General features: G+C 42.0%; 21 protein-coding genes. 12 read left to right on the top strand and 9 right to left on the bottom strand.

Annotated features, from left to right (window positions below):
- Positions 1-43 precede the first annotated feature (43 nt).
- Positions 44-1,387 (top strand): MATE family efflux transporter, encoded by a 1,344-nt coding sequence (locus I2F76_RS02985; RefSeq protein ID WP_061455549.1) that lies wholly within the window; start codon positions 44-46, stop codon positions 1,385-1,387.
- Positions 1,388-1,459: 72 nt separating this feature from the next.
- Here I2F76_RS02985 and I2F76_RS02980 read toward each other — a convergent pair whose 3' ends face one another.
- The gene (locus I2F76_RS02980) at positions 1,460-3,130 is read right to left on the bottom strand and encodes a formate--tetrahydrofolate ligase (protein ID WP_195487196.1); all 1,671 of its coding nucleotides are present in this window, start codon (positions 3,128-3,130) and stop codon (positions 1,460-1,462) included.
- 175 nt (positions 3,131-3,305) lie between these two features.
- Between I2F76_RS02980 and I2F76_RS02975 the strand changes: the two genes are divergently transcribed.
- The 5 genes from I2F76_RS02975 (at position 3,306) to I2F76_RS02955 (ending at position 7,561) form a co-directional block, all read left to right on the top strand.
- Positions 3,306-3,983 carry a phosphopantothenate--cysteine ligase gene (locus I2F76_RS02975; RefSeq protein WP_049488762.1) on the top strand — a complete coding sequence of 226 codons (678 nt, stop codon included), beginning with the start codon at positions 3,306-3,308 and terminating at the stop codon, positions 3,981-3,983.
- A 10-nt stretch (positions 3,984-3,993) separates the two neighbouring features.
- The gene (gene coaC / locus I2F76_RS02970; protein WP_024056114.1) at positions 3,994-4,533 is read left to right on the top strand and encodes a phosphopantothenoylcysteine decarboxylase; all 540 of its coding nucleotides are present in this window, start codon (positions 3,994-3,996) and stop codon (positions 4,531-4,533) included.
- Positions 4,530-5,090, top strand: a complete 561-nt coding sequence (locus I2F76_RS02965) for an ECF transporter S component (RefSeq protein WP_150906024.1) — start codon at positions 4,530-4,532, stop codon at positions 5,088-5,090. Before coaC ends, I2F76_RS02965 begins: the two co-directional genes overlap by 4 nt.
- 150 nt (positions 5,091-5,240) lie before the next feature.
- Positions 5,241-6,956, top strand: coding sequence for a phospho-sugar mutase (locus I2F76_RS02960; protein WP_003007201.1), 1,716 nt, complete (start codon positions 5,241-5,243; stop codon positions 6,954-6,956).
- 257 nt (positions 6,957-7,213) lie between these two features.
- Positions 7,214-7,561, top strand: coding sequence for a thioredoxin (locus I2F76_RS02955; protein WP_195487195.1), 348 nt, complete (start codon positions 7,214-7,216; stop codon positions 7,559-7,561).
- A gap of 27 nt (positions 7,562-7,588) precedes the next feature.
- On the opposite strand, the gene mutY is transcribed toward I2F76_RS02955, so the two are convergent.
- The 5 genes from mutY to I2F76_RS02930 all read right to left on the bottom strand — a co-directional run bounded on the left by mutY (position 7,589) and on the right by I2F76_RS02930 (position 12,349).
- Positions 7,589-8,743 carry an A/G-specific adenine glycosylase gene (gene mutY, locus I2F76_RS02950; protein WP_195487194.1) on the bottom strand — a complete coding sequence of 385 codons (1,155 nt, stop codon included), beginning with the start codon at positions 8,741-8,743 and terminating at the stop codon, positions 7,589-7,591.
- Between the two features lie 246 nt (positions 8,744-8,989).
- Positions 8,990-9,964: a phosphate acetyltransferase gene (gene pta, locus I2F76_RS02945; RefSeq protein WP_195487193.1), complete on the bottom strand. Its 975-nt coding sequence runs from the start codon at positions 9,962-9,964 to the stop codon at positions 8,990-8,992.
- Between the two features lie 21 nt (positions 9,965-9,985).
- Positions 9,986-10,879: an RluA family pseudouridine synthase gene (locus tag I2F76_RS02940; RefSeq protein ID WP_070505597.1), complete on the bottom strand. Its 894-nt coding sequence runs from the start codon at positions 10,877-10,879 to the stop codon at positions 9,986-9,988.
- On the bottom strand, positions 10,876-11,694 hold the full coding sequence (locus tag I2F76_RS02935) for an NAD kinase (protein ID WP_282188909.1): 819 nt from the start codon (positions 11,692-11,694) through the stop codon (positions 10,876-10,878). Before I2F76_RS02935 ends, I2F76_RS02940 begins: the two co-directional genes overlap by 4 nt.
- Positions 11,678-12,349: a GTP pyrophosphokinase gene (locus tag I2F76_RS02930; RefSeq protein WP_003003504.1), complete on the bottom strand. Its 672-nt coding sequence runs from the start codon at positions 12,347-12,349 to the stop codon at positions 11,678-11,680. Before I2F76_RS02930 ends, I2F76_RS02935 begins: the two co-directional genes overlap by 17 nt.
- Before the next feature lie 95 nt (positions 12,350-12,444).
- Here I2F76_RS02930 and I2F76_RS02925 point away from each other — a divergent pair, with 95 nt between their 5' ends.
- The 6 genes from I2F76_RS02925 (at position 12,445) to I2F76_RS02900 (ending at position 16,505) form a co-directional block, all read left to right on the top strand.
- Entirely contained in the window at positions 12,445-13,002 is a 558-nt protein-coding gene (locus tag I2F76_RS02925; protein ID WP_049490895.1) for a CYTH domain-containing protein, read from the top strand.
- A 72-nt stretch (positions 13,003-13,074) separates the two neighbouring features.
- On the top strand, positions 13,075-14,031 hold the full coding sequence (locus I2F76_RS02920; RefSeq protein ID WP_049490894.1) for a ribose-phosphate diphosphokinase: 957 nt from the start codon (positions 13,075-13,077) through the stop codon (positions 14,029-14,031).
- 9 nt (positions 14,032-14,040) lie between these two features.
- Entirely contained in the window at positions 14,041-15,153 is a 1,113-nt protein-coding gene (locus tag I2F76_RS02915; RefSeq protein WP_049490893.1) for a cysteine desulfurase family protein, read from the top strand.
- 9 nt (positions 15,154-15,162) lie between these two features.
- Positions 15,163-15,510 carry a DUF1831 domain-containing protein gene (locus I2F76_RS02910; protein WP_049490892.1) on the top strand — a complete coding sequence of 116 codons (348 nt, stop codon included), beginning with the start codon at positions 15,163-15,165 and terminating at the stop codon, positions 15,508-15,510.
- Position 15,511: 1 nt separating this feature from the next.
- Complete coding sequence (locus I2F76_RS02905) at positions 15,512-15,727, top strand: DUF4649 family protein (RefSeq protein ID WP_049490891.1); 216 nt, start codon at positions 15,512-15,514, stop codon at positions 15,725-15,727.
- Positions 15,728-15,857: 130 nt separating this feature from the next.
- A complete protein-coding gene (locus I2F76_RS02900; protein WP_049474902.1) occupies positions 15,858-16,505 on the top strand; it encodes a redox-sensing transcriptional repressor Rex in 648 nt (215 codons plus the stop codon).
- Between the two features lie 202 nt (positions 16,506-16,707).
- On the opposite strand, the gene radC is transcribed toward I2F76_RS02900, so the two are convergent.
- The 3 genes from radC to I2F76_RS02885 all read right to left on the bottom strand — a co-directional run bounded on the left by radC (position 16,708) and on the right by I2F76_RS02885 (position 18,643).
- A complete protein-coding gene (radC, locus tag I2F76_RS02895; protein WP_045759397.1) occupies positions 16,708-17,391 on the bottom strand; it encodes a RadC family protein in 684 nt (227 codons plus the stop codon).
- A gap of 54 nt (positions 17,392-17,445) precedes the next feature.
- The gene (locus I2F76_RS02890) at positions 17,446-17,724 is read right to left on the bottom strand and encodes a hypothetical protein (protein ID WP_003003299.1); all 279 of its coding nucleotides are present in this window, start codon (positions 17,722-17,724) and stop codon (positions 17,446-17,448) included.
- Between the two features lie 175 nt (positions 17,725-17,899).
- A complete protein-coding gene (locus I2F76_RS02885) occupies positions 17,900-18,643 on the bottom strand; it encodes a class A sortase (protein ID WP_003007173.1) in 744 nt (247 codons plus the stop codon).
- Between the last annotated feature and the right edge of the window lie 3 nt (positions 18,644-18,646).

Here is an 18,646-nt window from a genome sequence, read left to right as displayed (position 1 = left end):
ACTGATGCTTGTCGCTAGTTACTGAAGTTGGTATAATGGCACTATGAAAAGAATTCAACGTGTGGACCTCATAGATGGTCCTATTTTACCTACTCTTTTAAGTTTTGCCTTTCCTATTCTTTTATCCAATATCTTCCAACAACTCTACAATACCTCGGATGTCATGATTGTAGGACGATTTTTAGGTCAAAAATCATTGGCCGCCGTTGGGGCGACCTCTGCTATTTTTGATTTGATTGTTGGATTTGCCGTCGGTGTTGGAAATGGGATGGGCATCATTATCGCGAGAAATTATGGAGCTAAAAACGATGACCAATTACGAAAATCTGTCGCGGCAACTGCTGTTATTGGCGGCATCCTCAGTCTCTTCGTGATATCTATTGGTGTTGTGGGTCTTTATCCCCTTCTCCAGTTTTTAGGGACCCCACCAGCTATTATAGCTCAGTCCTATCTCTATATCTCCACTATTGTCAATGGTGTAGCTGTGACCTTTGCCTATAATCTTTGTGCCGGACTTCTTCGAGCGGTTGGCGATAGCTTAGCGGCACTCTACTTCTTGATTATCGCTGCCGTTCTCAATATTCTTCTTGATCTTTATTTTATTACCCAACTCCATCTCGGAGTCCAATCCGCTGGGATTGCGACTATTATTGCGCAAAGTTTTTCTGCACTTCTTTGTTTCTTTTATATTCGCAAAAAAGTGCCTTTCCTCCTGCCAAATCGCAACGATTTTGTTTGGGATCAAAGGCTCTATCAAGACTTAATCAGTCAGGGATTGACCATGGGGCTCATGTCTTCTATTGTCTCTATCGGAACAGTTATCTTACAATCAGCTATCAATAAGCTTGGAATGACCATCATAAGTGCTCAAATCTCAGCTCGTCGGATCATGTCCTTTGCCCTCCTGCCAATGGCTGCTATTTCCACTAGTATGACGACCTTTACCTCGCAAAACTTTGGTGCTAAACGCTTTCGACGGATTCAAAAAGGGGTCAAACAAGCTTGTCTTCTCTCCTTCGTTTGGTCGATCATTGTTGCCATCCTCCTCTTCTTTACAAGCCCGTTCTTAACAAACCTCATATCTGGATCTAGCGATCCTAACTTGATCGCAAATGCCAGTCTCTATCTGCAAATCAGCTCCTGCTTCTATCCGGTCTTAGGATGCCTCTTGATTTTAGGGAATTCCCTCCAAGGTATTGGTAGAAAATTGACCCCTTTGATTTCTAGCTTTATCGAGTTAACAGGAAAAATTCTCTTTGTACTTTTCATTATCCCTCATACAGGCTATATAGGAGTCATTCTTTGCGAGCCTCTCATTTGGGTCCCAATGACCCTCCAACTTTGGTTTACCTACCACAAAGCCAGTCATCAGCTTCTTGCACCATAGCATTCGACGAGTACATAATAAAACAACTTCTGCTCATTTGAACAGAAGTTGTTTTTTGTCATCAGACGTCTATTAGAACAAGCCAATAGCTGTTCCATCAGCAGCCACATCCATATTTAAAGCAGCTGGACGTTTTGGTAGACCAGGCATGGTCATGACATCCCCAGTCAAAGCGACAATAAAGCCTGCTCCCAATTTTGGAACCACTTCACGAATAGTAATTTCAAAGTTTTCCGGAGCTCCCAAGGCATTTGGATTATCGGAGAAGCTATATTGTGTTTTGGCCATACAGATTGGCAACTTATCCCAACCATTTTTCACGATTTGGGCAATTTGTGTCTTGGCTTTCTTCTCAAAATTCACCTTCGTACCGCGATAAATTTCTGTAACAATCTTTTCAATTTTTTCTTCAACAGAAAGGTTATTATCATACAAGCGTGTGTAGTTAGCTGGACTTGTTTCGATGGTTTTAACCAAGGTTTCAGCAAGTTCAACTCCACCGTCAGCACCATTCGCCCATACACTCGCAAGCTCAACTGGCACCTCAATTTCAGCACACAATTCTTTCAAAGTAGCAATTTCTGCTTCTGTATCAGTGATAAATTCATTGATGGCAACCACTGCAGGAATGCCAAACTTACGGATATTTTCAACGTGACGTTTCAAGTTGGCAAAACCAGCACGAACAGCTTCTACATTCTCTTCAGTCAAAGCATCCTTGATCACTCCACCGTTCATCTTAAGAGCACGGAGAGTCGCTACAATCACAACCGCATCTGGTGATGTAGGCAAGTTTGGAGTTTTAATATCAAGGAATTTTTCAGCGCCAAGGTCAGCCCCAAAACCAGCTTCTGTAATCGTATAGTCGGCTAAATGAAGAGCTGTCGTCGTTGCTAACACAGAGTTACATCCATGGGCGATATTGGCAAATGGACCACCGTGAACAAAGGCAGGTGTACCATAGATGGTTTGAACCAAGTTTGGCTTGATCGCATCTTTGAGGATCAAGGCAAGTGCCCCTTCCACTTCCAAATCACGGACATAGACCGGGCTACGATCATCACGGTAACCAATCACGATGTTGGCCAAACGACGTTTCAAATCTTCAATATCTGTCGCCAAGCAAAGGATGGCCATAATCTCAGAAGCAACGGTAATATCAAATCCGTCTTCACGCGGAATCCCATTTAAAGGACCGCCAAGACCGACAGAGACATGACGAAGAGCACGGTCATTCAAGTCCACTACCCGTTTCCAGATAATCCGACGTTGGTCAATACCTAGCTCATTTCCTTGATGCAAATGATTATCAATCAATGCTGAGAGAGCGTTATTAGCCGTTGTGATCGCATGCATATCCCCTGTGAAATGAAGGTTGATGTCTTCCATCGGTAGAACTTGGGCATAGCCACCACCAGCAGCACCACCTTTAATCCCCATAACTGGACCTAAAGAAGGTTCGCGAATGGCAATCATGGTTTTTTTACCGATTTTATTCAAAGCATCTGCTAGACCAATGGTAATGGTTGATTTCCCTTCTCCAGCTGGAGTTGGGTTGATCGCAGTGACTAAGATAAGTTTTCCTACTGGATTTTTCTCAACTTCACGAATCTTATCAAAGCTCAATTTCGCCTTGTATTTTCCATACAATTCAAGATCATCGTCTACCAAACCGATCTTCTTAACAACGTCCACAATCGGTTGGAGTTCAATGCTTTGAGCAATTTCGATATCTGTTTTCATAAGGGACTCCTTTATATTTGATAGGTCTATTATACCTAAAATTCGCGAAAATGACATGGTTTTTCCACCTTTTGAATCGAACGTTCGTTTTTTATGTAAATTTTATGGCTACACATAGCTAATCCTAATAGCTTCAGAACTTTACTTATGTATCTTTTTTGTGTAAAATAAGCATATGCATATTTTAATTACATCAGGCGGGACGAGCGAAGCCATTGATAGTGTTCGTTCGATCACCAATCATTCCACCGGGAGCCTAGGGAAAATCCTTGCAGAAACGGCTCTTGCTAAGGGACATCAGGTGACCTTGATCACAACGCCTACCGCTCTTAAACCCGACCCTCACCCACAGCTTCGACTTCTATTGATCGACAATGTTGAGGAACTTCTCTCTCAAATGAAAAAGGAAGTTCCTCGTCACCAGGTATTAATCCATGCTATGGCAGTCTCAGACTATACGCCTGTTTACATGACAGGCCTTGATGAAGTTAAGAATGCTCAGGATCTTCATACCTTTATCCATCGCGAAAATCACGAAACCAAAATCTCTTCGAAAGAAGAATATCAGGTGCTCTTCTTAAAGAAAAATCCGAAGATTATCTCGCTCGTTAAAGAATGGAACCCTGCCATTCAACTGATCGGCTTTAAGCTTTTAGTCGACGTTTCTTCTGAAGAGTTGATCCAGGTAGCGCGTGAAAGCCTGGTTAAAAATCATGCCAGCATGATCGTTGCCAATGATCTGACCAAGATTCAGAACGGTCAGCATCAAGCCTATCTAGTAACAGATGATCACGTTCTAGAAGCTTCTACGAAAACAGAAATCGCAGAGGCTATCCTACGTTATATCAAATAAAAAGGTACATATGACACACATTACTTTAGCGGTTACCGGTAGTATTTCCGCCTATAAGGCTGCTGATATTACCAGCCAACTAACCAAATTGGGATTTGAAGTGAAGGTCCTCATGACTCCTTCAGCCCAAAAATTTATCACCCCTTTAACCTTGCAAGTTCTTTCAAAAAATCCAGTAGGCCTAGAGGTTATGGTGGAAGACGATCCACAGCGGATCGAGCACATCGACATTGGGAAAGAAACTGACCTCTTTCTTGTAGCGCCGGCCAGTGCCAACACCATTGCTAAATTGGCCATGGGACTTGCAGATAATATGGTCACAAGCACAGCTCTAGCCTTGCCTCAAAGGACTAAAAAATTACTGGCCCCTGCTATGAATACAAAAATGCTAGATCATCCTGCTACCCAACGAAATCTAAAACTCTTACAAGACTATGGTTACCAGATCATCCAACCTCGAGAGGCTACTCTCGCTTGTGGAGATCAAGGTTCTGGAGCTCTAGCCACTGTCGACACTATCATCCAAGCTGTTAAGGAGAATTGTTTATGAGAAAGTCATCTTCTATTTCACGAATTGCCATCTTTTTTGCAGTGATGATTACCATTCACTTTGTGACATCTTTCATTCTGCAATTTGTTCCATCAGGAATTCAACCAACCTTGGTTCATATTCCTGTCGTGATCGCCTCTATCATATACGGTCCACGGATTGGAGCTATCTTAGGACTCCTCATGGGACTCTTTAGCCTCACCATGAATACCCTGATTATAACACCAGCCAGCTATCTCTTTAGTCCCTTTGTTCCTCACGGGAATCTCTACTCCCTTATCATTGCCATAGTCCCTCGGATTCTCATCGGGGTAACCCCTTACTTCGTCTATCGTTGGATTCGCAATCGTACAGGACTTGTGATCGCTGGAATTGTCGGCTCTATGACCAATACTATTTTCGTTCTAAGTGGGATTTATTTCTTCTTTGGAAATAGCTTCGGTGGTGGGATTCAACATTTCCTAGCCTTGATTGTATCTACCAACTCTCTCATCGAAGTCATTGCGACAGTACTCATTACCAGTGCAGTCGTTCCATCTCTTGAAAAATTAAAATAACCTTTCAAGCCAAGACCAATTTATCTTGGCTTTTTTTGATGGTGAATTAGCTCTATTTTTTTGAAAAGATTTACAATTATCGCTAGAGTTTTCTGAAAAAATTTGCTATAATGTAAGCGATTAAATTATAAGCAAAAAGGAGACGCTTGCATGACCTATCAAGAAAACTACCAAAAATGGCTCGACTTTGCTGAATTACCAGCTTACCTTCGTGATGAGTTGGTCGCAATGGATGAAAAAACAAAAGAAGATGCCTTCTATACCAACCTTGAATTCGGTACAGCTGGTATGCGTGGATTAATCGGTGCTGGTACTAACCGTATTAATATCTATGTTGTTCGCCAAGCAACTGAAGGGTTGGCCCAATTAATCGACTCAAAAGGTGAGGAAGCGAAGAAACGCGGTGTTGCGATCGCCTACGACAGCCGTCACTTCTCTCCTGAGTTTGCTTTTGAATCTGCTCAAGTTTTGGCTGCACATGGGATCAAATCGTATGTATTTGAAAGCCTACGTCCAACACCGGAATTGTCATTTGCCGTTCGTCATCTTCACACTTTTGCTGGAATCATGGTAACCGCTAGCCACAACCCTGCTCCATTTAACGGATACAAAGTATATGGTGAAGACGGTGGACAAATGCCTCCAGCAGATGCTGATGCATTGACAGATTACATCCGTGCTATCGAAAATCCTTTCACTGTACAATTAGCTGACCTTGAAGAAAGCAAAGCTAATGGCTTGATTGAAGTTATCGGTGAAAACGTCGACGCTGAATACTTGAAAGAAGTGAAAGGCGTTAACATCAACCAAGACTTGATCAATGAATACGGTCGCGACATGAAGATTGTCTACACTCCACTTCATGGTACTGGTGAAATGTTGGCTCGTCGTGCTCTTGCCCAAGCTGGATTTGAAGCTGTTCAAGTTGTTGAAGCTCAAGCTGTTCCAGACGCTGACTTCTCAACTGTTAAATCTCCAAACCCTGAAAACCAAGCTGCCTTTGCTCTTGCTGAAGAACTTGGCCGCAAAGTAGACGCTGATGTATTGGTTGCAACTGACCCAGATGCTGACCGCCTTGGTGTTGAAATCCGCCAACCAGATGGTTCTTACCTCAACCTTTCTGGTAACCAAATCGGAGCGATCATTGCTAAATACATTCTTGAAGCTCACAAAACAGCTGGTACCCTTCCTGCCAATGCTGCCCTCTGTAAATCAATCGTATCAACTGAGTTGGTGACTAAGATTGCAGAAAGCTACGGCGCAACAATGTTTAACGTCTTGACTGGTTTCAAATTTATCGGTGAAAAAATCCATGAATTTGAAACACAACACAACCATACTTACATGCTTGGTTTCGAAGAAAGCTTCGGTTACCTGATCAAACCATTCGTACGTGACAAAGACGCTATCCAAGCCGTTCTTATCGTTGCTGAAATCGCAGCTTACTACCGCTCACGTGGTATGACTTTGGCAGATGGTATCGAAGAAATCTACAAACAATACGGTTACTTCGCAGAAAAAACCATCTCTGTTACCCTTTCAGGTGTGGACGGGGCTGCTGAAATCAAGAAAATCATGGATAAATTCCGTGGTAATGCTCCTAAACAATTTAACAATACAGACATTGCTAAGACAGAAGACTTCTTGGAACAAACAGCTACTACTGCTGACGGCGTTGAAAAATTGACAACTCCTCCAAGTAACGTTCTTAAATACATCTTGGCTGATGATTCATGGTTTGCCGTTCGTCCTTCAGGTACAGAACCAAAAATCAAATTCTACATCGCTACAGTTGGTGAATCTGAAGCAGATGCTAAAGAAAAAATTGCGAATATCGAAGCAGAAATTAATGCATTTGTAGGCTAAAACACGAGGCTGGGACAAAAGTCCTAGCCTCTCAATTATTTTTGGATTGTCGAGCAAGACGCAGTGGTTGAGCGGACTCTACTACGCTGATTTTATCAGCTTTTACAGCCCTACTCAACTGTGCGGAGGTGGGACGACGAAATCGAATTCTAACGAATTACCGATTTCTCTCCCACTCTCTCTTTCTTTCGTAGCAAATACCAGCGATTTTATAGAAAATATGGCATACTAGACATAGAAGAAAGCGAGGTAATCTCATGAAACAATTTTTAGAAGATATTAAAGATCTTGAAGTCACAACTGTCGCACGTGCGCAAGAAGCGATCGATCAAAAAGAAACAGCGACCTTCTTTATCGGACGCAAGACTTGTCCTTACTGCCGGAAGTTCGCTGCTAAGTTAGCAACTGTCGTAGCTGAAACAAAAGCTCATATCTATTTTATTAATAGTGAAGAACCAAGTCAGCTAGACGCATTACAAGGCTTCCGCTCAACTTACGGCATCCCAACTGTCCCAGGATTTTTACATGTCGAATCCGGTGAAGTCACTGTTCGTTGCGACTCATCCATGTCTGAAGAAGAAATCAAAGCATTCGCTCATCTATAAAAAAATTAGCTAGAGAATAATCTCTAGCTATTTTTCATTTTCCGAAAAAGTCGTCCAAATCTTCTGCTGGGGTTTAGCAAAAGGATAATCGGAAAATTCTTCTGGTGTTAACCAAACAGTCGATTCGCTTGCTGGTTGCTCTCCTTCTTTTACTAGGCCGTATCGAATCTGAACCTGCCACTTGCGATGCGAAAAGATATGCTGAACGATAGGATAAGACCTATCCTGCCAATCAATGACCAAATCATAGTCCTGCTCAAAGGAGAGAATATCTGGGTTGTCTACTAAATGACCCTGCACATCCAGTAGGGACAATTGGCCTAGGTTCTCAGATAGGCCATCCACTTCGATCAAGGGGAAATGCCAGAAACCTGATAAAAGCCCATCTCGCTCATTTTTCTCCAGCAAGTAGCGTCCTTGACTATCCTTGATAATAAAGGCTGTTAGATAGACAGGTACCGGTTTCTTTTTAGGAGCCTTAATGGGATAACGATCCATGGTCCCATGTTGGTAGGCCGCGCTAAATTCCTTAACAGGACTCTCTTCCGGACGTGGATTGACTGGGGACTCAATATCGGAGCCCAAATCCATCAAGGCCTGATTGAAATCACCCGGCCGGGCCGGATCGATCAAGATTTCCATCATGGCTTGAAAAATCTTGCGATTGGTTGGAACTCCGATATCGTAGTCCACCTCAAACAAGCGAGCTAGAACACGCATGACATTGCCATCCACTGCTGGCTCTGGTAATCCAAAGGCAATACTAGCAATGGCACCAGCTGTATAAGGCCCAATTCCCTTGAGTTTAGATATTTCCTCATAACTTGATGGAAACACTCCTCCGTGATTTTCCATTATCTGCTGGGCAGCTTTCTGCATATTGCGGACACGTGAGTAATACCCCAAGCCTTCCCAAGCTTTTAAGAGTTTTTCTTCAGGGGCTTGAGCCAAATCAGCGACCGTCGGAAACCAGTCTAAAAAACGTTCATAATAAGGAATCACCGTATCGACACGTGTCTGCTGGAGCATAATTTCTGAGATCCAAATTTTATAAGGATCCTGGGTCCTTCTCCAGGGAAGATCCCGTTTATGGGCATCATACCAGGCTAATAACTTTTCTCGGAAGGAAGCAATTTTTTCCTCCTCCCACATGGTAATCCCGTAATCTTTTACATCTAACATATTCCTAGTATACCACAGAATGAGTTAGAGTATAGAAATTCTGATTTTATAAAGAAAAAGAGGCTGGGACAAAAGTCCTAGCCTCTCAATTATTTTTGGATTGTCGAGCAAGACGCAGTGGTTGAGTGGGCTCTACTACGCTGATTTCATCAGCTTTTACGGCCCTACTCAACTGTGCGGAGGTGGGACGACGAAATCGAATTCTAACGAATTACCGATTTCTGTCCCACTCTCTAAATGCATTTCTTATTGTTCCACAGCTTGAGCTGCTGTAATCAAGGTTAATTTGTAAACGTCATCTGCATTACATCCACGAGAGAGGTCGTTGACTGGTTTATTCAATCCTTGCAAGACAGGACCTACTGCTGCAAAGCCACCAAGACGTTCAGCCATCTTGTATCCAATGTTACCTGCTTCAATACCAGGGAAGATAAAGACATTGGCTTGACCTGCCACCTTGCTTCCTGGAGCCTTCAAGGCTGCAGTTGCAGGGACAAAAGCTGCGTCAAATTGCAATTCCCCGTCAATTTCAAGGTCTGGACGAAGTTCATGAGCAAGCTTAGTCGCTTCAACAACCTTATCAACACTTTCACCGAAACCAGATCCTTTTGTTGAATAGCTCAACATGGCAATTTTTGGATCAATGCCAAACATCTTAGCTGTGATAGCAGAGTTGATAGCGATTTCAGCTAAGCCTTCAGCATCTGGATTAATGTTGATGGCACAATCCCCGAACAAGTAGCGTTCGGATCCACGTACCATAAGGAAGGCACCAGAAGTCCGTTTGACATTTGGACGAGTTTTGATAATTTGAAGAGCTGGACGAACGGTTGCAGCTGTTGAGTGAATCGCACCTGATACCATCCCATCAACAATTCCCATGTGAACCAACATCACACCGAAATAGTTAACGTCGTCTTTCAAGACTTGACGCACTTCTTCTTCTGTCATTTTGCCCTTACGACGTTCTACCAAGGAAGCTACCATCTCTTCAAAACCTGGGTAAGAATGAGGATCAATAACTTCATATCCATCCAAAACCCCTTCAATTTCAAGGTAAATCCGAATTTTATCAGGATTACCAAGCAAGACAGGGGTTAATTCTGTCTCGTTCACAATGCGTTTTGTCGCTTGGAGGATACGAGGTTCTTCACCTTCTGGTAATACAATACGTGCATTCTTACCAACGAGGTTGGCTTTGAGATTTTCGAAAACTTCCATGAGTTTTACTCCTTTTAATAATTAATAACTAGTTTGAAGCTGTGTTAATACAGCTTGGAAATCTGGAGGCAGTGGACTTTCTATGACCAACTCTACCTCTAGAAATGGATGATAATAGGATAGGCGATGACAATGAAGGGCCTGGCGCTCAATGCCGTCTTCTAAACTGCCGCCATAGAGATCATCTCCCAAGAGCGGAAAACCAATATGGGAAAAATGAACGCGGATCTGATGGGTTCGACCTGTGTGTAACTGAATATCCACTAGGTGAATATCACCAAAAGATTGAACAACCTGGTAGCTTGTATGAGCATACTTGCCGCCTTTAGCTACCTTTCGGGTGATAATTGAATCTTCATCACGCGCAATCGGAGCAATAATCTCTCCGACAGGATCAAGCTTCCCAGATCCCTTGACCAAGGCATAATAGCGTTTCTGAATCGTTTTAGACTGCAATTGCTTATCCAAGCGAGCATGGGCATAGCCATGTTTGGCAAAGAGCATAACGCCACTTGTATCCTTGTCCAAGCGAGTGACAATGTGAACCTGCTGGTTCTCGTAGCCCTGCTTCACATAGTAGCCTTTTACAAAATTGGCTAAGGTATTGGAATGAATCGCACTTGGAATAGAAGCAATGCCAAAGGGTTTGTTTAAGACCAAAAAATGATCATCTTCAAACAAAATATCCAAAGGCCGATCCATAGGTTTTAAGGTTTCAAAACCTTCTTCTGCCGGAATATCAATGACCAAGCGATCCCCAATATCCAACAAATAAACTGCATTCTCCGGACATCCATTGACAAGGATCTGACCACCACGAAACTTAATCTTGGCTAAGAGCCCCTTAGAAACCTCGTGCTTTTTCAAGAAAGTCTTGACCTTGACATGCTCATCGACAATGAATTCAAATCTCATTCTCTATCATCTCCGATAAAGGCATCCTTGACCCGATTCCAGAAGCTGGTGTGACTGGAGCTTGCCACAAAATTGATCTTATGGTTGTCAATCTGGTATTCTACCTTTGCAATATTGCGGTAAGAATAGGTTGAATTGTCAACAGAGATAATGTGAAAGCCAGGTCTCGTCGGTGTAATCTCGATCTTATCCTTTTTAGGGACAATGACAGAAGAACCCAAGGTACGATAAACACGGTTGTTGAGACTGGCGATTTCAGCAATCTGCAGCGCCTCAATAGTTGGGTGAAGGACTGCTCCTCCCAAGGATTTGTTGTATGCCGTACTTCCTGTCGGAGTCGAAACAGTAATGCCGTCTCCTCTGAAGCGCTCAAAATCCACTCCATTAATCGTAAGATCGGCAACCATGGTCCGGTCGCTTCTCTTAATCGTCGCTTCGTTCAAAGCTCTCATGGTACGGGTTTCCCCATTTTCGAAAGTAATCTTGACATTCAAAATAGGGTAAGAAACCTTAGCTCCTGTATCATATTTTAAATTTTCAACCAGCTTATCGATTTCACTGTCTAAGTAATCTGTATAGAATCCTAAGTGTCCGGTATGGACGCCAACAAATCGCACCCGATCCAACTGGTGTTCATACTTGTGAAAGGCCGATAGCAACATTCCATCGCCACCAATTGAAATCACAATATCCGGGTGCTTCTCCGTCAAAATAAAATTATTTTTCCGAAGCTTGTAGCGCAACTGCTGAAAAACCTCTTCACTTTGACGCTTGCGATTGCGAATAATGGATACTTTTTTACCTGTAGTCTTCATCTGTGTCATCACTATTTCCAACGCCATCATTTAACTTACGATGAAGTGGATCAAACAGGGCTTGAGCCTCCTGAATCGCATCCCGAATTGCCCCCATCTCTTCATCCAAAAGATAGGCCAGGTTTGCTGTCGTCTCTAAGCGTTTTTTGATCTCGTCTGGAAAGTCTCCTTTATATTTATAATTGAGCGAGTGTTCAATGGTTGCCCAAAAATTCATGGACAAGGTCCGAATTTGAATCTCTGCTAAGATCGTTTCATTTCCATCAATGGTATCAACCGGGTACTCGACCACGACGTGGTAACTCCGGTAGCCACTTGATTTCTTGTGGCGGATGTAGTCTCGCTCTTGGACCACGCGCATATCCTGCCGTTGTCTCAGAACCTCTAGGATCTCATCCACATCATCCACAAACTGGACCATGATGCGAAGACCAGCAATATCTTGCATATCCTGAGCCAGATTTTCTTCAGAAATATTTCTTCGGATCATCTTTTCGCGAATGCTCTCAATCGGCTTGACCCGTCCTGTGACAAACTCAATTGGAGAATGCTTTTGTTGCTTACGATATTGCTTACGAATCCCACGCAGTTTGATTTTTAATTCCCCAACTGCTTGGATATAGGGATCTAAGAAGTTTTCCCAATCAATTGCCATCCTACCACCTTGTAATCTGAACCATTTTTGTATACAATAAACACATCTCTTATTATATCATGAATCGCTTTTGAAAAAAAGCAAAGGACTACAAAATGAACCATTTAGAAATTGAATACAAAACCTTGCTAGATAAGGAGGAATACCAATCCCTCCTTCCACTTTTTGCTGATACAGAATTGGTTGTCCAAACCAATCACTATATCGATACACACGACCAGCTCATCCGTAAGGAAAAAATGGCCTTGCGGGTGCGTACTTTCACAGATCAAGCTGAGTTGACTCTCAAAGTCCCTGAGGCAGTTGGCCATTTCGAGTACAATCAAAACCTCAGCCCCGAAGAAACCGAGGCGATCCTTCAACACCAACAGTTTCCTGACGGAGAAATCAAAAACCTCTTAATCTCTAAAGAAATCTCTGTTGAGCAACTCGCTGTCTGGGGAAGCCTTACAACAGAACGATTCGAAAAAGAAACAGCTGCAGGATTGGTGGCACTAGACCACAGTCTCTATCTAGACACTGAAGATTATGAATTAGAAATCGAGGTCGAAACCGCTGAGCAGGAAGAAAATTTCCATCAGTTCATCAAAGAGCATGGAATCGTCTACAAAGCTGCAAAAAATAAAATCGCAAGATTGGCGGAAAGATTGTAAAATAGCTGAAATTATCGCAAATTTTTGCTAAAATAGTGCTAAGATCAAAAATCTAAATGAGGTTGGAATCACATGTCAGATAAAAAAAATATGAAGCTCTTCTCTCTCAATTCAAATCCAGAGATTGCGCAAAAAATCGCGGATCATGCTGGGGTTCCACTTGGGAAAATTTCATCCCGTCAATTCTCAGATGGTGAAATCCAAGTCAATATTGAGGAAAGTGTTCGTGGATATGATATTTATATCATTCAATCAACCAGTTTCCCTGTCAACAATCACTTGATGGAACTCTTAATTATGGTGGATGCTTGCCAACGGGCCAGCGCAAATACTGTCAATGTGGTCATGCCTTACTTCGGTTATGCTCGCCAAGACCGGACTGCTGCTCCTCGCGAACCAATTACTGCTAAGCTTGTCGCAAATATGTTGGTCAAAGCTGGGGTGGATCGTGTCGTCACTCTGGATCTCCATGCAGTGCAAGTCCAAGGTTTCTTCGATATTGCCGTGGATAACCTCTTTACCGTTCCACTTTTTGCAGAACACTACATCAACAAAGGTCTAACTGGTCCTGATGTCGTAGTCGTCAGCCCTAAAAACTCTGGTGTCAAACGAGCTCGCAGTTTAGCAGAATATCTTGATGCACCGATTGCGATCATTGATTACGAGCAAGATGATGCGAACCGTGATTATGGCTATATTATCGGGGATGTCAAAGACAAGAAAGCGATCTTGATTGACGATATCCTCAATACTGGTAAGACATTCTCAGAAGCTGCGAAAATCGTCGAACGCGAAGGTGCTACTGAAATTTATGCTGTATCAAGCCATGGTTTATTTGTAAAAGGTGCTGTCGAGTTATTAGACCAAGCTCCGATCAAAGAAATCTTAGTAACCGATTCTGTTGCTCCAAACGGACCAACTCCTAAAAATATTAACTATCTGACAGCTAGCGAACTGATCGCTGAAGCTATTGTTCGCATTCAAGAAAGAAAACCTGTTAGTCCTCTATTTGCCTACCACAAGAAATAAGGTCTTAATGTGATATATTTTGATAATGCCGCAACAACTCCCCTTCTACCTGAAGTCATTGATAAAATGTCTGAAACTATGAAGACCACTTTTGGAAATCCATCGAGCCTTCATGCTCATGGACGGATGGCTAGTAAACTTCTCCGGGAATCTCGCGAGCAGATTGCTCAGTCTCTCCATACTCTTCCAAATCGTATTTTCTTCACTTCAGGTGGATCAGAAAGTAATAATACCGTTATAAAAGGCTACTGCTTGAAACACCAAGCAGATGGCAAACACATCATTACGACCGCTTTGGAACACCATGCGGTTCTAGAACCCATCGAATACCTTGTAGAACGTTTCGGATTTGAAGTGACGATCGTCCAACCAAGAGATGGACGCATTCAGGCTAGTGATATCAAGGCTGCACTTAGACCGGATACCATTCTTGTCTCTACCATGTTTGCCAATAACGAGACAGGCGATCTTCTACCGATTAAAGAAATCGGAGAACTCTTAAAAGATCATCCAGCTGCCTTTCACGTTGATGCGGTTCAAGCAATTGGAAAGGTCCCTGTCTATCCCGAAGAGTTGGGAATTGATTTTCTCAGTGCTTCTGCCCACAAATTCCATGGACCAAAGGGCGTCGGCTTCCTTTATGCAGCCGCCCCAGATTTTGATAATCTCTTACATGGTGGGGATCAGGAAAATAAGATGAGAGCCAGCACGGAAAATCTTATTTCTATTGTCGGGATGGCAACCGCCCTTCAGCAAGCTACACTTCATCAAGAAGAAAATTTCAACCAGGTTCAAAAACTCGGCCAAGAGCTAGTCAATGGTTTAGCAGCCTACGACTACTACGTAAATGCGAATGACGATCATCTTCCATTTGTTTGGAACCTTGGCTTTCCGGGTGTCCAAAATGACGTTTTACTGATGCGACTCGATCTTGCTGGAATTTCTGTCTCTACAGGTTCTGCTTGTACCGCTGGTACAGTTCAACCCAGCCATGTCCTTGAGGCACTCTATGGAAAAGATAGCTCACGCCTAAAAGAATCCCTTCGAATTAGTTTTTCAGAACTCAATACCGTAGAGGAGGTTCAAGACTTCCTCTCAAAACTTAAAGAAATTTTATCATAGGAGAACAATATGGCTTTTGAAACAAGTGTTTCATTGAAAGACTGCAAATATACCTATAGTCTACACCCAAATGTTAAAAAATATACCTTACGTGACAATACATTCGCTGTTACAAAAGTTGGAAATTACGAGTTAAATCGTTTGCTCGAAGCCGTTCCAAATAGTGGCGAAGGCTTCCTACTTAAAATCATTTTCAATAAAGATTTGACAGGTTTTAAGATCAATATTACAGACAAGTCTGGGCTTCGCCTGGTTAATATCTTTAAAAATCCAGAAAATAACATTATCCAACAAAAATTCTATTTCCTAATGGATAGTCTTGTCGAAAGAGAAATTTTCAACAAAACAGAGGCCTAATATGGTAACCCTAACTTATATCGATGCTTATCAAGTAGAACGAACGACTACTTATCCTGACCTTGCAGCCTGTATCCTAGCTTTTTCAGGCTGTGTAACCTTGCCTGACTCTTACTCAATCGTATCCATTGAATACAAGGGGGAAAAACTCCCCTATACAGGACGAGTCGATGGACTCTATGCTTTTTTGAAAAAGGTAGAACAAGCTGAAAACTAAGCTGATGCTGATGGAACTCTCCCATCGTCATCAGCTTTTTCTTTAGATAAAAATATTTTTGAAAAAACACTCTAGATAGTTGATTTTTTCACAATCTTCCTATACAATAAGTGGGAAAGGTTGTGATATTGTGAAACATGATAAAAATACTCCAATTCCACGCGCAACAGCAAAACGCTTATCGCTCTACTACCGAATTTTTAAACGCTTTAACTCTGAAAAAATAGAGCGCGCAAATTCCAAGCAAATTGCTGATGCAATTGGGATTGACTCTGCTACCGTTCGCCGAGATTTTTCTTATTTTGGTGAATTAGGAAGACGGGGATTTGGTTATGACGTAAAAAAACTGATGAACTTCTTTGCCGATCTCTTAAATGACAATGCCATTACCAATGTCGCTATTGTGGGGATCGGAAATATGGGAAGTGCGCTCCTCAACTATCGCTTCCATGAACGCAATAAGATGAAAATTGTCATGGCTTTTGATGTAGATGATCATGAACTGATTAATACCAAAAGTAAGGATGGGATCCCCATTTATGGGATTTCTACGATCAAAGAGAATCTCAAAAAAGAAGGCATTCAAACAGCAATTTTAACTGTCCCAAGTATTAAAGCGCAGGAAGTTGCTAGTCTTTTAGTAGATGCCGGTGTCAAAGGAATTCTAAGCTTTTCTCCGGTCCATCTGACAGTTCCTAAAGACGTTGTTGTCCAATATGTCGATCTCACTAGTGAATTGCAAACACTCCTTTATTTCATGCGAAAAAACGAAGAATAAAGATTTATACATTAACAAGAAAAGAGGCTGGGACAAAAATCCTAGCCTCTCAATTATTTTTGGATTGTCGAGCAAGACGCAGTGGTTGAGTGGGCTCTACTACGCTGATTTCATCAGCTTTTACAGCCCTACTCAACTGTGCGGAGGTGGGACGACGAAATCGAATTCTAACGAATTACTGATTTCTGTCCCACTCTCTTTTTTATACCAAATAATCTGTCTCTTCACGGTAACTATAATAGTTTTCTTCAGATACAATCAAGTGATCCAATAGGGTTAAACCCATCACTTCACAGGCCTCTAAAACTCGTTGCGTTACTTCATCATCATTTTTACTGGGAAATACGGCACCAGATGGATGATTGTGAGCCAAGATGATAGAGGTTGCCATGTGCTTCAGTGCATAATGCAGGATTTCACGTGGCTCCGCAATACTTCGATTCACGGTTCCAATAAAAATGGTCTGCTGATGAATAATTTCATTCTGCGTATTTAAATAGAGGGCAACCAGGTGCTCCTGTTTCTTATGGCCGATTTCCTGTTGAATTTTATGGGCCAATTTCTGGCTGCTCATGATCTGTTCAGAACTCATCAATTCGTCTTTATGAATCCTTCGTCCAAACTCAATCACAGCCTGAAGTTCGATGGCCTTCACCCGGCCAATACCTGAGATTTCCTGTAGCTCCTCTAGAGTTAATTGACTTAACTCCTTTAAACTATTAACCGAACTCAAAAGACCTTGTGCAATCTCATAAACGCTTTTTTTCTTATTGCCTGTCCGTAAGAGAATGGATAGCAATTCTTGATGACTCAGCTTATCTACCCCTTCAGAAACCAAACGTTCTCTAGGAAGCAAAGATGGTTCAATAAATGATATGTCGTACATAATTTCCTCCTCACTTATTAATTCGTAATAAATAGAGAAAACGACGACCTTGCATTATTTACAGGCAATTTCTTGCTTCAAATCATCTAACACTAAGACTTCATCTTTATTAAAGCGGATCTGGTAACCTGTTTGAACTTGTTCAAGCTCTTTTAAAAACTGTTGAATTTCACAGCGAATCAAGTACTCCTGGCTCTGAGGAATGGCCTCTAAAGCTTGGTAGACCTGCTCTACTTCATAGATTCCTTTCGTAATTAAACCATTTCGTGGAAAATCGTTTACTAAGAGATTATAGAAATGATGCAAGAGATGGTAAATTCGCTCTTTTGTCACTATTCTACCTCCTTATCATACTCTTTCTCCTCTTATTATATACTGATTTTCCCTTAATGTTATGACAAATTCCTTACATAATATTACCAATCTCTTACAATTTTACAAGAATTTCTCCTAGTTTTGCTTCCTACATAGAAAAAGCCCTGGCATCTCTGCCATGGGCTTTATTTTCTTAAAGTTGCATTTGATTATAAGTCTTGCTGAATGAATCCAGGATGTCTTTTGGAGCCTTGTCATAGTCAACAGAAGTTTCCAAATTCCCTTTTACAATCGTACGGTAAGTCGCTGCAGCATCCTCACAGGTCACCAAGGTGATCTCATTGACGCCTTCACGATCTTGAATCACATCTACACGGTCTGGAGTCACTGTCTCAACAGACGAGATGACATAAGTATAGATTTTTTCTTTGTCCGTGATGTAAATCTTCATTCCCGCCTTGGCTTTCTCTAATGGTGAGAATAACATGGCATTTGCTCCAGTAAGGCCAAATACGTGGTGACTAGCAAGAGAATAATTGCCTTGTCCCATGACTTGGTTTTCCTTCATAGTCCCTGCTCCATAGTAAAGGGCTACGTTTTCGAGTCCTTTAAAAATTGGAAGGTTCATGTTCAATTCAGGAATCGAAATTCCCCCAATTACAGGAAGTTTTTGAGCCTGCCATTGGGCATTGATCACGGCCTCTGTCGAGAGTGACTGGACATGTTGGAAATCAAAGCTCGTCTTCACTTCTTTGTTTTTATCAATAGTCTTTTTATCGACCTTGCTAACCTGGTATTGGTTGGTATGCCAAACCATGATCATATTGCGGATCGGAGCATTGAAAATTAAGAGAAGCGAGAGAATAATCAAAAGTGTTGCAACGATGTTGATAAGAGTATTACGTAAACTCTTTTTCTTTTTTCTTTTGCGTGACATGTT

Source organism: Streptococcus parasanguinis (assembly GCF_015557775.1).
Lineage (GTDB): Bacteria > Bacillota > Bacilli > Lactobacillales > Streptococcaceae > Streptococcus > Streptococcus parasanguinis_AA.
The sequence above is the reverse complement of the archived record's forward strand: the minus strand, read 5'-3'. Positions and strand labels throughout refer to the sequence as shown.